This window comes from Ruminiclostridium cellobioparum DSM 1351 = ATCC 15832, from assembly GCF_000621505.1.
In the GTDB taxonomy this organism is placed as follows: Bacteria; Bacillota; Clostridia; order Acetivibrionales; family DSM-1351; genus Ruminiclostridium; species Ruminiclostridium cellobioparum.
In genome coordinates, this window is sequence record NZ_JHYD01000009.1 from 109,354 (window position 1) to 124,203 (window position 14,850).

Annotated in this window: 10 protein-coding genes; 1 reads left to right on the forward strand and 9 read right to left on the reverse strand. The window is 41.1% G+C overall.

Annotated features, from left to right (window positions below; all coding sequences use genetic code 11):
* Window positions 1–193: 193 nt before the first annotated feature.
* Complete coding sequence (locus T344_RS30260; RefSeq protein WP_004627047.1) at window positions 194–367, forward strand: DUF1540 domain-containing protein; 174 nt, start codon at window positions 194–196, stop codon at window positions 365–367.
* 501 nt (window positions 368–868) lie between these two features.
* On the opposite strand, the gene T344_RS0106135 is transcribed toward T344_RS30260, so the two are convergent.
* From T344_RS0106135 to T344_RS0106175, 9 genes are all read right to left on the reverse strand, one after another.
* Complete coding sequence (locus tag T344_RS0106135; protein WP_004627113.1) at window positions 869–1,090, reverse strand: YdbC family protein; 222 nt, start codon at window positions 1,088–1,090, stop codon at window positions 869–871.
* Window positions 1,091–1,152: 62 nt separating this feature from the next.
* Entirely contained in the window at window positions 1,153–2,133 is a 981-nt protein-coding gene (locus T344_RS0106140) for an ROK family protein (protein ID WP_027627968.1), read from the reverse strand.
* A 79-nt stretch (window positions 2,134–2,212) separates the two neighbouring features.
* On the reverse strand, window positions 2,213–4,081 hold the full coding sequence (locus tag T344_RS0106145; RefSeq protein ID WP_027627969.1) for an APC family permease: 1,869 nt from the start codon (window positions 4,079–4,081) through the stop codon (window positions 2,213–2,215).
* A 387-nt stretch (window positions 4,082–4,468) separates the two neighbouring features.
* On the reverse strand, window positions 4,469–7,357 hold the full coding sequence (locus T344_RS0106150; RefSeq protein WP_027627970.1) for a UPF0182 family protein: 2,889 nt from the start codon (window positions 7,355–7,357) through the stop codon (window positions 4,469–4,471).
* A gap of 114 nt (window positions 7,358–7,471) precedes the next feature.
* The gene (gene ftsY, locus T344_RS0106155; protein WP_027627971.1) at window positions 7,472–8,380 is read right to left on the reverse strand and encodes a signal recognition particle-docking protein FtsY; all 909 of its coding nucleotides are present in this window, start codon (window positions 8,378–8,380) and stop codon (window positions 7,472–7,474) included.
* Between the two features lie 41 nt (window positions 8,381–8,421).
* Window positions 8,422–11,994 (reverse strand): chromosome segregation protein SMC, encoded by a 3,573-nt coding sequence (gene smc / locus T344_RS0106160; protein ID WP_027627972.1) that lies wholly within the window; start codon window positions 11,992–11,994, stop codon window positions 8,422–8,424.
* 126 nt (window positions 11,995–12,120) lie between these two features.
* Window positions 12,121–13,311 carry an aldo/keto reductase gene (locus T344_RS0106165; protein WP_027627973.1) on the reverse strand — a complete coding sequence of 397 codons (1,191 nt, stop codon included), beginning with the start codon at window positions 13,309–13,311 and terminating at the stop codon, window positions 12,121–12,123.
* A gap of 58 nt (window positions 13,312–13,369) precedes the next feature.
* Window positions 13,370–14,125 carry a nitroreductase family protein gene (locus T344_RS0106170; protein WP_027627974.1) on the reverse strand — a complete coding sequence of 252 codons (756 nt, stop codon included), beginning with the start codon at window positions 14,123–14,125 and terminating at the stop codon, window positions 13,370–13,372.
* Window positions 14,122–14,745 carry a TetR/AcrR family transcriptional regulator gene (locus T344_RS0106175; protein WP_027627975.1) on the reverse strand — a complete coding sequence of 208 codons (624 nt, stop codon included), beginning with the start codon at window positions 14,743–14,745 and terminating at the stop codon, window positions 14,122–14,124. The genes T344_RS0106170 and T344_RS0106175 overlap by 4 nt, the downstream gene beginning before the upstream one ends.
* Window positions 14,746–14,850 lie beyond the last annotated feature (105 nt).

Sequence of the window (14,850 nt, forward strand, 5' to 3'; positions counted from 1 at the left end):
CTATCACCAAGCAACATATTGTGTCAACATGAAATTAAATTAGTATTACTAGTTTTTTCCCAATTTTTCTTTATAATATTTACTTTTTTGCCATTTCTCTATTTTTTGAGAAAAATTATATCGAATATTAAATTAATAAGTACTAATAATATATATGAAATACTATTTTCCTTACAGAAAAGGAGTGATATCAATGAATCCGTTTAAATCACACAACAATCACAATATAGAGTGCAGCATATATACCTGTGCAAATCATAGTAAAAATGACGGGTATTGTGCATTAAACAAAATCAAGGTAGGTACTCACGAAGATAATCCTACAGAGATTGAGTGTACCGACTGTCAATCTTTCGAAAGGAAATAGTACCTTGCCCAAGCAAATAAGTGTCCGCCAGGGCACAATAAAGCCAGGGCATGATCGTCCTGGCCACTTTTTATTGTCCGGGAAAGTTTTTTGTAAAAAACTTTCCCCGACAATAAAAAACTATTAATTTAACGCGTTATGCTAGTTTAAATTTTGCTTTGCTTTACAGACAAATTTATTTTGAATCAACTTGTAACGTGAGGACAACTTCATAAAATAAGATGCACGGTTAAAAACAATTACGATGAATTGTCGACGAAGGTAAAGCGGTTTTGCCGTCAAAGCAGCAGGACGCTGCTTTGAGCTTCAAATCGAGACATGATGTCGAGTTTGAGCGACGGCAAAATCGCTTTATAATGAGGCGATACAATTTTCGTAATTGTTTTGGGTGCACCCTTATTTTATGAAGTTAGTACGGAAGTTACCAGTTTATATAATGAATTACACAGTAAAGCAAGCCCAAATTAATAAGCACAACGAATTAATTTATGTTTTTAATCCTTATAAATCCATGCTGTTTAATAATTTCTTCAGCTCAATGAGTTCTTCCCTGGAAAGTGTCACACCCTTACCCATTTTCTCATGATCCGGCGACCAATCACGTATGTCGTATTTGGGCGCCCTGTCATTCCAGCTGATAAGGTTCAATTCCTTATACCAGCCCTTATTTGACTCCGCTAAAACTCCAATAGTTTCCGTTATTTCATATTTTATATCAGCCATAGCCTGCCTCCAATCCTTTGTATTAAACGCATAAAAATAAACCGGCACAAATAAAACATTTTTTATATCAGATCTGATAATTTTTCATCCTTAAAGGCGCCCAGCATGGCTGCTCCAACTATTATACCGGCATTTCCCATCTCGGCCATTTTAAATTCCGGTATATGTAATTCCTTACAGTAGATTTTTTCCCTCAAAAGATCCACAAGCGGATAAACAAGGCTGTTTCCCAGCTTGCTTATAGGTCCGGCGATTATAACAACCTCCGGCATTAAAATATTTACAATATTTGCAAGGCCCTCTGCAAAATAAATAACATATTCCCGGCATACCTGCTTGGCCATTTCGTCACCTGCTTTGGCAGCTTCGAATATGGTAAGCTCGGTTATCTGGTTGTTGCAGCAGTTCGAAGCGATATTTGCAAGTATTGAATCCGGATATTTTTCAATTAACTGTTTTGTCTGGTTGATCAATGCCGATGCAGAAGCATACTGCTCCCAGCAGCCTTTCCTTCCGCAAATACACGGTCTGCCGTTAAAATCTATCACCATATGACCAAACTCTGTCCCTCCAAAATTCAGCCCATTGTAAATACAGCCCTCCAGAATGATACCTCCGCCAATACCAACTCCTACCTTGATAGTAAGAGAATTGCCGGTACCGTATGCAGCTCCCAGCAAATATTCGGCGATTGCAACACAGTTTGCGTCGTTTTCAACATAGACCGGAACATTAAAATATTTTTGAATCTCTGCTCTCACATTAGCGTTACTAAGATTCATCGTATAATTTTTTAGTATTATCCCATTAAAATTGTCAGTTATCCCGGGACAGCCGACACCTATATACCTGACATTTTTAATCTCAAGATCTTCATCACTGAGAATTTTTGAGACCAATGCGCACATATCCCTTATGATCTCTTCAAATTCCCTGTCCTTGTTGGTGGGAATAGTGTCACGACGCAATAATTTACCATTCTTGTCCAGGATTCCGGCCACTATGTTTTTTACACCCAGCTCAATTCCAATACTATATTTCATAATTTAAACGCCTCGACTTTAAATAATTTATTACTTAATTATATATTAATGCATAATGCACAATAGAATAAATAAGTGTTTAATCATATTTCGGATTATTCAATACAAAATCATCGTCACGCAGCTGAAGCGGCATGACGGATACTACTATATGCTTATGCTTGAGCAGCTCTCTTTCAATATAATACCTTGTATTGTTGTGAAGTATCTTATGCCACCATTTCTTTACTGCAAATTGGGGAAGGATCACTGTAATCATGTCCCCGTTCTGATAATCATACTCGGCCGATTCGATGAACTTCAGCAAAGGATCCACAACCCTTCTGAAAGGCGAGTATTTTGTGATTAACGGAATATCTATATTCAGAGCATCATACTTTTCCTTTATCTTTTTTGCACTTTCATCATCAATTGCCACACTGAAGGCTACAACATTTTCAGATATGGTCCTGGCATACCGCAGTGCTCTCAAGCTGGATCTGTTGATACTCTCGATGGGCACTATGACCCGGTTTGTATACACCGCCTTATTTATATCGAATTCGGCGATTTCTTCAGGTTTTAGCCTGAGCTGTCTCATAACCGCGTTATAATGCTTCTTTACCTTGAAAACCATGAAGATCAACACAGGAATCAGTATGACTACAAGCCAGGCTCCTTCTTCAAATTTGGTAAATGCGATTATAATAACAACTATTGCGGTGACAATTGCACCAATGCCATTGATAACAGCCTTGTACTTCCAGCCTTTTTCCTGGCTGTTTTTCCACTTTACAAACATCCCTGTCTGGGCAAGCGTAAATGAAATAAAAACACCTATGGCATACAGCCCCAGCAGACTGGTTACCTTTGCCTTGAATACAATCATCAGTATTGAGGCAACTATGGACAATAGGATTATGCCATTGTCATAGCTGAGTCTGTCCCCTCTCATACTGAGCTGACGCGGAGCATAGCCTTCCTTTGCCATGAGCGATATGAGCATGGGGAACCCTGAGTATGCCGTATTTGCTGCCATTACAAGGATTATGAAAGTTGTAGCTGTTATATAGTAAAACATAAAGCCATGTCCGAAGATTTCTTCAGCTATGAGCACGAGCATGGCGTTGCCCTGCGGATTAACCTTGTATAGATTTGCCAGTACCGAGCTTCCTCCGAATAAAATTAGTATTATCATCGATAATAGAAACAGAACTCTTTTTGCATATTTTTTACTTGGATTTTTAAAATTCGGAACGGCATTACTGACTGCCTCGACACCTGTAAGGGCAGTACAGCCATTTGAGAAAGCCCTTAGTATGAGGATTATCGATAAAGGCTCTACGACAGCTGGCATATTTTTCGGCGGCGGCGGCACATATCCTCTTTTTATATTAATAATTCCCCATACGATCATTATGGCAATGCCAAAAATGAACAAATAAGCAGGTATTCCAAATATTCTCGAAGATTCTCTTATTCCCCTCAAGTTGCCTATCATGAGCAAAACCACCAGGGCACATGCAATTAATACCGAATAAGGTTTGAACTCTTTAAAGGCCGTTGTAAACTGTTCAACACCCGAGGATATACTAACGGCAACCGTGAGTATATAATCCACAGCCAGAGCAGCTCCTGCCGTAACACCCGCATGTATTCCCAGATTCTCCTTGGCTACTACAAAAGCACCGCCTCCATTTGGATAACTGTCTATTATCTGTCTGTACGACAACATCAGGAGCATAAGCAGACAGATAATTGAAACCGAAATGAACGACATCTGCCTGTATGCACCCAGGCCGATAACAGGTATCAATACCATCAGCACTTCCTGTCCTGCGTATGCAACAGAGGATATAGCATCACTCGATAAAATAGGCAATCCCCACAGGACGCCCATTTTCTGATCATTAAGAGCTTCATTCTTCAAAGGTCTGCCTACTAAAACTCTTCTTATTTTCTTAAACATAACAACTCCACCTGTCTACTACAATGTAAATAATTTTAACCCTTTTGCCGTAGTGAATAATAATTGCAACTTGGAATATTTGACAGTTCAAAATAACTATTGTATTCTATTCCTTTTTAATTGTATTTACAATATAATTTTTTAATATATTTTTACTATTACATAAGATAGTATTATATACACTTTTAATAATTTAGCAACAGATTTTTTATAATTTATTCATAAACTATGAGTATTTTTCAATTATATTTATTCGATCAGGCTTTTTATTATAATTCTACAAATTATTGATAAAATTATTATATGGATTAAGACTGTTTTTATAAGTTAAAAAAAATGGATGGACTCCAACGCGGAATCCATCCATTAGCTTTTTATTTCAATTATTTATTTCTTTAAACTCTCTATAAGATCGTTGATCTCCTTTGACTGCTTCATCAATTCGTCAAGTTTTTTCTGAATTTCATCCAGCTTGGCCTGGTCAAGCTGACCGTTTTTATCGGCCGGCGGGGTTCCGGTATCAGTTGAGGTCTGTTCGGCAGGTTGATTATTGCCTTCATTTGGCGTCTCTCCGTTTTGGTTTTCTTCCTCCCCGTTCTGTTCCTTCTGATCCACTGTAGGCAATTTATTTCCGGTCAGCTTCAGATCACCTTCGAACAGATTATTCAGCGCATCTTCAAGGTTATTTCCGATTCCATGCTTAAAATCGGTCCCGTCCTGATACCCCACTACTATCTTTTTAACCTGGGGTATTGAGGATTCGCTTTTTGACTGGATATATATTGGCTCCACATAAAGTACACTGTTCTCTATGGGTATTACAAGGAGACTGCCCTTAAATACATTGGATTTACCCTGTCCCCATAATGTATTGTATTCGGATATTTCACTGATCTGGTTGATATTGACCTCAACCTGGTCAGGTCCCAGTATATTTGTATTTTTGGGGAAGTTGAAAAGTATCATCTCACCGTAATTATCCTTTGAATTTCTTACAGCCAGCCAGGATATCATATTATGCTTGCCTGCCGACGGAGTGAACGGTCTCATGAGTATTAACTCTTCTGTCTTGCCCAAATCGTCGGGGAGCTTGATCATATTGTAATAGGCATCTATATCCCTGACTTTATCGGGGCTGTTCTCATCAGGATATTTTGCGATATTCCAGGCATCCTGGTTTGTATAGAAATTCGATATGTTTTCCTCATGCTCATTGGGGTCAAGATGGTATTTCTTTAAAACCTCGGTCTGTATCTTGAACAAGGTTTCAGGATACCTTGTATGCGAAGCTATATCCTCAGGCAGCGGCTCCTTTGAGAATACCTCCGGATAAACCTTCTGATATGCCTGGATTATAGGATCTTCCTTATCTATCACATAATACCTGACAGTCCCGTCATATGCGTCAACAGTTATCTTCACCGAATTTCTGATGTAGTTTATACCGTTCAAAGCTCTCAGATCGGGCTCGCTGCTCTGGGTATAGAAGTTCTGTGCATAGGGGTAGTTATCTGAGACGGTATATGCGTCCAGTACCCACTTGAGCCTTCCGTCAGAGGTTATTGTCATGGCAGGGTCCGAATCAACCTTCAGGAACGGAACTCCTTTTTGGGCTCTTTCCACAACATTCCTGTTCAGCAGTATCTGTGAATCGGAATTTATGTTACTGGACACCAGTATGTTTGCATCCATGTACTTGGTTGCAAACAGCAATCTGTTCAGCAGGTTCAGCTTTATTTTTTCTGTATTCCCGGCCTCAAAATAGTTGACTGCAGTACCGTCATAATCAATTTCAGCCTCTTTCTTTGAAGCTTTGGGATTGACAATGACAAAGTTGTTGGTCAGTTCTCCGTAATATATCCTGGGTTCGGTAATATTGAGATTTTGCTTGTCAACTGTGTCCATTTTCAGACCGCTTAACAGGAATTCCACCTGACCCTGTGCAGTTACCTTGTTTATGGGATTGACAACCACTCCGTAACCGTGGGTGTATTTGAAAGTCCTGTTGACAAAGTTTTGATTCTGAAGATTTGACGTGTTGATTTCTCTTGCAGAAATGAGAACCGGTATCTCTTTGCCGTTTACTGTATAATTCAAAATATCACCTGTTGAAAAGGTGTAAAAGTTTGTATTGCTTTGAAGCTGTTTATTACTGTTAAGAGTGGGGGTATAATCAACAACTCTTATGTTGTCAATGGTATTTCTGTTATTTTTGATTATTTCAGGTGTCAAATCCTCTATGGTTTTGAAATCGTACTGCTTTATTTTATCAAGTCCATAGGCTGCCCTTGTTTCAATCATATTGTTTTTCAGATAATTCTTTTCATATTCAAACTCATTTGGTTTGACAAAAACCGTCTGGATTATTCCGGAGGTTATTGTGACCAGTATAAACAGCACAGGATAAACTGCTATGGTGAGGGCGGCTTTTTTCAGCTTTCCCTTCCACATGAAAAGAAAGGCAATGATAACTATGGCCAGCACAATAACCGGTGCAATGGTATAAAACCTTATCCATATATTTGTACTGGAGAAGCCTGAACCGCTCACTCCCGTTTCGGTAAAGCTTGAATACAAAAGTCCCTCTCTCTGAAACTTGTAGGATACCGATTTTAGTACAAAAAATATGGCTACGTTTAACAGGTTGTGTCGGAGCAATATCTTATCCTTAAGGGTATCTGCTGAAAAAGTGTTGTTTAAAGCCGTCAGCAGTACCAGGACATAATAAATTGCCGAATAGATCACAATGAACAGCCACAGGTTGGATATGAAGTCCAGAAGCGACATATAAAAGGGCCTTTGGAACATGTAATACCCGATATCCTGTCCGAATTGGGGATCAACCCTTCCGAATTTAACCGAATTCAGGAACAGGAGCGCCTTGCCGTAAAAGTAATCCTTTGTCAGGTATGCTCCTATAATTCCAATGATCAAAGCAATGGGAGCATTATACATTTTTCTGGCTTCCAGATTGTTATGAGTGAAATATTTCTTTAGATTTTTGATAATAAAAATGTTTGAAATATATACAAACAAACTTATAACAACGAAGCTCAATAAAATGAAAATAATCTTATACAGCAAATTTGTTGTAAAAACCGACGAATAATCGGCTTTTGGATTCAGTTCCCTGAGCTGTATCAATTCCATATATATGGAACTGCCTATTATGGCACCGACAATTAAAACTGCAAGTATAACTATAAATGTAATTTTGCCCGTATTGCTCTTTTTATTTTTTTCCTTGTAGTAATCATAATTTATTTCTTTTTCCATGTTTACTCCTTTCGCGCCCATTCCCCGGTCAAATACCCCTGAAAATAATTTTATAAAGCTTTGAGAGATGTGGTGATATCACTCATACCACCTTCTGAGTTTATTGCATCGGCATTATGAAAATAACGCTTCAACAAATTCCGTTGCATCAAACCTCTGGAGATCATCTATCTGTTCTCCCACTCCTATGAGCTTGACAGGTATATCAAGCTCGGACTTGATTGCTACCACTATACCGCCTTTTGCCGTTCCGTCCAGCTTTGTCAGAACTATACCTGTTATGTCGGCGGTTTCACTGAAGGTTTTGGCCTGGGATATTGCATTCTGACCTGTTGTGGCATCAAGTACAAGCAGGGTTTCGCGGTCGGCCCCCGGAAGTTCCCTGTCCAGAACCCTGGATACTTTTTTGAGCTCTTCCATAAGGTTCTTCTTGGTGTGAAGCCTTCCCGCCGTATCACAAATGAGCAAATCGGCCTTTCTGGACTTGGCCGCCTGCACCGCATCATATATTACCGCTGCCGGATCAGAACCCTCCTTTTGAGCTATTACGTCCACTCCCACCCGTTCGGCCCATATTTCAAGCTGGTCAATGGCAGCGGCTCTGAAGGTATCTCCGGCGGCCAGCAGAACTTTCTTGCCCTGCTGTTTATAAAGGTTGGCAATTTTCCCTATGGATGTGGTTTTGCCCACCCCGTTTACCCCGATGACAATGATCACAGCAGGTTTGGTATCCAGTTTAAGCTCATTTCCGCCTTTTGAAAGGATTTCCTGAAGTTCCTCCTTTAAAAGGTCTTTCACCTTCATGGCATCAATTATTTTTCTTTCCCGCACCTTGGACTTGATATCCTCTATAACCCTCAGGGTCGTGTCTATCCCAAGATCGGAAGTGATCAGTATTTCCTCCAGTTCATCAAACAACTCTTCATCTACCTTGCCGAATGATACAAGTACCTGATCTATCTTCTCAGTGATACTTTTTCTGGTTTTCATCAATCCGTCTTTAAGTTTATCGAAAAAGCCCATTTCAATCCTCCAAATTTTTAATGTATGTTTTTATAACTTTCTCAGCTTGCCTTTTCGCCCATCTTCATGGAAACCACCTTGGATACGCCATGTTCCTGCATGGTCACGCCGTACATGGTGTCGGAGGCCTCCATGGTGCCCTTGCGGTGTGTTACGATGATAAACTGGGTCTTTTGCGAGAACTTCTTCACATACTCACCAAACCTGTAAACATTTGCATCGTCCAGCGCCGCCTCTATTTCATCCAGAAGGCAGAAAGGTGTGGGTTTCAGCCTCAGTATGGCAAACAAAAGGGCAATGGCCGTAAAGGCGCGTTCGCCTCCCGAGAGCAGCATCATGTTCTGAAGCTTTTTTCCGGGGGGCTGAACCTCGATCTCAATTCCGCTCTCAAGTACGTTTTCCTGATCGGCAATGATAAGCTCGGCTCTGCCGCCGCCGAACAGCTCCCGGTATACTATTCCGAAGTTCTCATTTATAAGCTTGAATTGCTCAATGAACTGCTTCTTCATTATTTGAACCATTTCAGTGATGATTTTATGCAGCTTGTCCTTGGCCTGCTCCATGTCATTTTTCTGAACAGACATAAACTCAAAGCGTTCCCTGGTTTTTATATAATCGTCAATAGCCGATACATTAACCGGGCCAAGCATTTTTATCTGTGCCCTGTAGTCATTGATTGTCTTTTGGGCCTGGGTCATGCTGGGGAGCTCTTTTTTTATTTCAAGGGCATTGGAATAGGTCAGTTCATATTCGTCCCACATCCTGTCCTGTATTGCCTTCATTTCAGCCTCTGCCCTGGTATTCCTGACATCTATCCTGTTATATTCCTCCTGGAGCAGCAGTATGGTCTTATTGGTGGAATTCAGCTTTTCAATGAAATCTGAGGATTCTTCCTCCAATACCTTCTTCTCTTCAACAAGCCTGTCTATTTCAAAAGTCTTGCCTGTTTTTTCATTCTGCAAACCTTTTATCAGATTTTCAAGACCTTCAATGGCCTGCCTGAGGGACAGAGTTTCATTGGCCGCCCGCTGCCTTTCACTTTGCTTTCTTGCAATGCTCTTTTGCATTGCTTCTTTTTCAGAGCCGATTCTATCCATGTGTTCATTTACACTCTGAATACTTTCAACAATGGAATTGACCGAAATTTTAAAGTCGGTTATTTCCTGATGCAGCTCATCCCTCACAGACTGGTCGGCTTTGAATTTTTCCTGGTGCTCTGCGATAATGGATTTTGTTTGGGCAATATCTTTTTCTATATTCTCAAGTTCTTCCTCATATTTTTTCTGTTCAAGGACGGTTTCCTGCTCCTGCTTTGCAATCTGAGCCTTTTCATCGTTGAGCATGCCGATTTTGGCATCTGTTTTTCTCATGTTGTCCTCAAGCATGCCCAGATGGTTTTCATCCCTTGTTTTCACAAGTTCACTGTCCCTGAGTTTATTATTTTCTTCATTATATTCTGTTTCTACCTCTGAAAGCATACTTCTCACTTCATTGATTTTGCTGCCCAGGGAAACCTCCTCTTTCTTCAGGGCTTCGACTGACGTCTCAAGTTCGGTAATTTCCCTGCTTCTGCTCAATATGCCCGAGCTTTTGTGATCATTGCTTCCTCCCGACATGGAGCCGCTTGTACTCAATATATCTCCTTCAAGCGTAACTATTCTAAAGGTATAACCGAATCTTTTAGCGATGCCTATACCTGCATCCAGGTTTTCAACCACTGCCACCCTGCCCAGAAGATTTAAAACTATGCCCTTGTACCTGCTGTCGCAGGTGACCAGATCGGAAGCCAGACCGCAAAAGCCTTTAAATTCTTCAAGTCTCCGGATGGTATTGTCATCCAGGCGTTTACCGTTAACAGCCGTAACAGGCAAAAAGGTAGCCCTTCCTATTCTGTTCCTTTTCAAAAATTCTATTGCTTTTTTTGCATCTTCTTCGGTTGATGCAATTATGTTCTGAAGCGCGCTGCCCAGGGTCATTTCTATTGCAGTCTCATATTTTTTGTCAACTGAAATAAGCTGGGCCACCGTACCATGTATGCCGCTTCCAAATTCGCCCGAAGACTGGCAGGCGTGCATTATTTCCTTGACGCTCCTGCTGTAGCCCTCCATGCTTTTTTCCATATCCTTCAGCATCCGGTGTCTGGAGGATTTGACCTGAATATCCGTTTTAACGGTTCCGTGCTGTTTTTCCATGGTTTGCAGGGTACTCTGAAGCTCATTCCTCTCATTGCTCAGCTCCTGCATTTTTGTACTGGAATGCTTTATAAGCAGGACAGTATTCCTTATATTTTCGGCCAGATCTTCCTTCTTCATATTATCCTTGTCTTTTTCCAGCTTCAAGGAATATATTTCTGTCCCGATGGAATTTTGTCTTTTCTTAAGATTTTCTATATGATTCCTGATATTGTTTATCTGTGTCCTCTTGTCCGATTGAAGGTCAAGCTTATCCATAATACCGGCCTTCATTTTTTCAATCTGCTGTTCACTCCCGCTCAGGGTTGAAATAATTGCATCAAGCTCAGACTGGTAAGCCTCAAGCTTTTTTGAAAAATCGGCATACTGCCTTTTCAAATAATCGATTTTCCCCTGCCGGGTTTTTTCTTCCTTTAAAAGCTCTTCGGATTTGGTTTGTATTTCAGATATTTCATCATCAAGTCTCTTGATATTCTGATCAAGGCCATTGATTTTTTCATTGTTAAGATTTATTTCCGAACTGTTTTTTTCGAGATTTGTTTCAATGACATAAAACTTCTCCCTGGCTTCGGTGATTTTTTCTTCCAGGGTCTTCAGCAGCTCGGTTTTCTGCTGGTTTTGGGCTGTAATATTTCTAAGCTTTCTCTCTTCAGCCTCTATATTATCCTTTATATCCTTGAACTGACCCTCGTATTCCTTTATCTTTTCCTTGAATTTATCTATACTGTCCAGATAGACGTTTACTTCCAGCTCTTTTAAGCCTTCTCTCAGGGAAAGATATTTCTTTGCTGCGTCAGACTGTTCTCTGAGGGGTTCCAGCTGACTTTCAAGCTCGTTTATGATATCGTTGATACGCACAAGATTCTGTTCGGTAAGCTCAAGCTTTCTCTCGGCCTCCTGTTTCCTGACCTTGTACTTCATTATTCCTGAGGCTTCCTCAAATATGTGCCTTCTGTCCTCGGATTTGGAACTGAGGATTTCATCAACACGGCCCTGACCGATGATGGAGTATCCGTCCCTGCCTATTCCCGTATCAAGGAAAAGCTCATGTATGTCCTTAAGCCGGCATGACGTCTTGTTTATGTAATATTCACTTTCACCTGAACGGTAGACCCTTCTTGTAATGGTAACTTCGCTGTAGGATACAGGAAGATAGTTGTCCGAATTATCAATTGTCAGAGATACCTCAGCAAAACCCACAGATTTTCTGTGTTCGGTTCCTGCAAAAATCACATCCTCCATTTTGCTGCCCCTGAGAGTTTTTGCACTTTGCTCACCTAAAACCCATCTGACCGCATCACCGATATTGCTTTTACCACTTCCGTTAGGGCCAACTACAGCAGTAATACCTGATGTAAAATCCAGATTTATCTTATCTGCAAATGATTTAAACCCCTGTATTTCAAGTTTTTTCAGATACATTTACACACCCCGAAAATTAGTTGATAACCTTTTTAAACTTGGTTAAATTTTAGCATACTTTAAGTCTTAAGGGAAGGAAATAAAACAATACCATCAGCCCGATTCCTTTCAGACTGACGGTATTCCTCACTTTATCCTCATAAATTTTCGTGCTATTCCCACAATAGGCCTGTACAGAATACCTTCCATTTCCCGGCTGACCACTTTTAACTGGCTGCGTATGGCGATGCTCTGGGGGCAGTGACTTTCACACTTTCCGCAATTCATGCACCGGGAAGCATAGGCCGGTTTGGCCGCCAATGCTCCAAGGCTCTGGAAATATCTTATTCTAACCGATCTGTCCTTCGTAAGATATTTATCATTGTAGTGTGAAAAGCAGGCCGGGATGTCCACTCCGGCAGGGCAGGGCAAACAGTAGCCGCAGGCTGTGCACGGAATCTTTGTCTTTTCCTGCATGACTTTCTTCACATTTTCAAAAACGGCAAGTTCTTCTTTTGAGAGTGAGTTGGGTACTGCATCGGAAGCCATCCGTATATTATCTGCAACCTGTGCTTCATCACTCATACCCGACAGGACCACATTGACCTCCGGATGGTTCCAAATCCATCGAAAAGCCCATTCGGCGGGGGACCTGTCCTTATCGTAATCATTAAAAGCCTTCTTAACCTCCTGGGGCAGATGCGTTACAAGCTTTCCTCCTCTCAGGGGCTCCATGACTATTACAGGAATATCCATGCTTGCTGCAAGCATCAGACCATCTTTGGTTGCCTGGCTGTTCTCATCCATATAATTGTATTGTATCTGGCAGAAATCCCAGGGATACGCCTTGAGTATCGACTCAAAATCAGCTTTCCCTCCATGAAAGGAGAAGCCGATATTTTTGACGGTACCTTTTTCCTTGAGCTCCTCGAGCCACTTCAATACGCCAAGCCCGGCCAATCTGTCAAAGGACGGCTTATCGGTAAGCATGTGCAGGAGGTAATAATCAATATAATCAGTCTTGAGCCGGGAAAGCTGTTTTTCAAATATTTTGCGGGCATCTTCAATTTTCCTGACCATAAACGGCGGAAGCTTGGTAGCAATCCTGACCCGCTCCCTGTACCCGCCCGATAAAGCTTGCCCCAGGAGGGATTCACTTCTGCCGGCATGGTATATATATGCAGTGTCAAAATAATTGACACCTTTTTCAATTGAATCCCTAATCATGGCAATAGCTCTTGGCTCGTCTATACTGCCGGTCTTTGTAGGGAACCGCATGCACCCAAAGCCTAATATGGAAAGTTCCTCACCGTTTTTTTGATTTTTTCTTGTTAACATATTGACCTCCTAAGCCATATTTATGACTTTGAGCCGCAACAGCGGCAGCCAAATTCATTTATAAATCCCTTAACCTTACTTTTGCCATGTACTCATGTCCTTCGGGCGCAGGCCCGCCGGACAAATCGAACTCGGCCGCCTTACCCTGCTGTTCTGCCGACAGCCACAGATGGCACAGTGCTATCCCGATGTCAATAATATTCATCCTTCCATATAGCTGCGCTTTTATTATATTCAGCTTTTTACGGCTGACAATGATCTCCTGCGCGTCCCCGCTGAAATACCAGGCCTGTGTATTGGCAGCCGAGGGTGCCAGTCTCACAGGTTCAAGCAGTTGTTCGGCGCCTTTGATTGAAGTAATCTCTGTCAGACTGTTCCGTTTAAACTGCTCTATGCCTGTTCTGTGAACAGGTTCGGACGGGTTTCCAAATGCCAGCATGATTACATATTCAAAGCCATCCCTGCCCTGGGGAACACTTTTGTTGGGCTTTGCTACTCCCAGCCAGCAGCTTCCCAGCTGGTTTGCCGAAAGATACAGATCTATCTGCTGCATTATAAAGCCCGCATTTATCAAATAGCCCTCTTTTTTTTCTGAGTAAAAGGATATGTAATGAGGTGCTTTTATAGCAAAAATACTGCTGACCTCATTACCCGACTGAATGGAAAATTCGGTTTTGATGCTTTCATCCAGCCTTTTGACACCTTGCATGAAAGTCTTAAGCTGATCAAGCTTCTCCTGTCCCAGAGGTGTCATATCAAACCTCCTGACAGATTTCCTCTTAAAAATCACACTGTAAAGCTCACCGTTGGTCATTTACACATTCCTCCTTTACATTTTTTTATGTCCTTCAAATCATTTCCGGCCAGTATTTCATTGACAAAGCCCGTAATTCCCTCCGACCTCTGAGCTTTATCATAAAAGTCAAAGCCCGTATGTTGTTTTATAATATCGGTTTTTAAGAATACAAAATTAAAAACACCTGCTATTAAGAAGTTCTTGATGAGAATTGTTTTTGTATTGCCCTCCAGCAGTTCGTCAAGACTTTGGTTAAATTCCCGTATATCGCTCAAAATATGCGGCTGCCCGTCGTTCTCAGCCAAATTATCCAGAATTGCTATCCTGCTTATTTCGGGATTGTCAGCTAAAAAGTCGGCAACCTCTTTTAAAATGAATGTCAGGCGTTCCTTTGCAGGACGATTTTCATATTTTTTAAGCTTTTGATGCAGCTTGGCCTTAGCTTCTACCATTACCTCGCGGACTGCGGTTTTCATCAAATTGTCCTTGCTTTGAAAGTGGTAGTTGACCATACCGTTTCCAACACCGGCTGCTTCGGTGATTTCGGCTACTGTTATATCGCCCGGCTTCTTTCCCTTGCAGATAAGTTCCCTTGTTACATTTATAAGCCTTTGTTTGGCGGTTTCCTTTTCGTTCATGCTATCCCCCATCTGCGTGCCATAAAAAAATTGAACGTTATACTGTATGTCATTCAGTATAGCGTTCAATTTTTATAATGTCAATGATATTTAAGAAAGAGCTGT

Excerpts from the sequence above, each read along its gene's own strand:
- T344_RS30260 (WP_004627047.1), top strand. The coding sequence starts at position 194 with ATGAATCCGTTTAAATCACACAACAATCACAATATAGAGTGCAGCATA.
- T344_RS0106135 (WP_004627113.1), bottom strand. The coding sequence starts at position 1,090 with ATGGCTGATATAAAATATGAAATAACGGAAACTATTGGAGTTTTAGCG.
- T344_RS0106140 (WP_027627968.1), bottom strand. The coding sequence starts at position 2,133 with ATGAAATATAGTATTGGAATTGAGCTGGGTGTAAAAAACATAGTGGCC.
- T344_RS0106145 (WP_027627969.1), bottom strand. The coding sequence starts at position 4,081 with ATGTTTAAGAAAATAAGAAGAGTTTTAGTAGGCAGACCTTTGAAGAAT.
- T344_RS0106150 (WP_027627970.1), bottom strand. The coding sequence starts at position 7,357 with ATGGAAAAAGAAATAAATTATGATTACTACAAGGAAAAAAATAAAAAG.
- ftsY (WP_027627971.1), bottom strand. The coding sequence starts at position 8,380 with ATGGGCTTTTTCGATAAACTTAAAGACGGATTGATGAAAACCAGAAAA.
- smc (WP_027627972.1), bottom strand. The coding sequence starts at position 11,994 with ATGTATCTGAAAAAACTTGAAATACAGGGGTTTAAATCATTTGCAGAT.
- T344_RS0106165 (WP_027627973.1), bottom strand. The coding sequence starts at position 13,311 with ATGTTAACAAGAAAAAATCAAAAAAACGGTGAGGAACTTTCCATATTA.
- T344_RS0106170 (WP_027627974.1), bottom strand. The coding sequence starts at position 14,125 with ATGACCAACGGTGAGCTTTACAGTGTGATTTTTAAGAGGAAATCTGTC.
- T344_RS0106175 (WP_027627975.1), bottom strand. The coding sequence starts at position 14,745 with ATGAACGAAAAGGAAACCGCCAAACAAAGGCTTATAAATGTAACAAGG.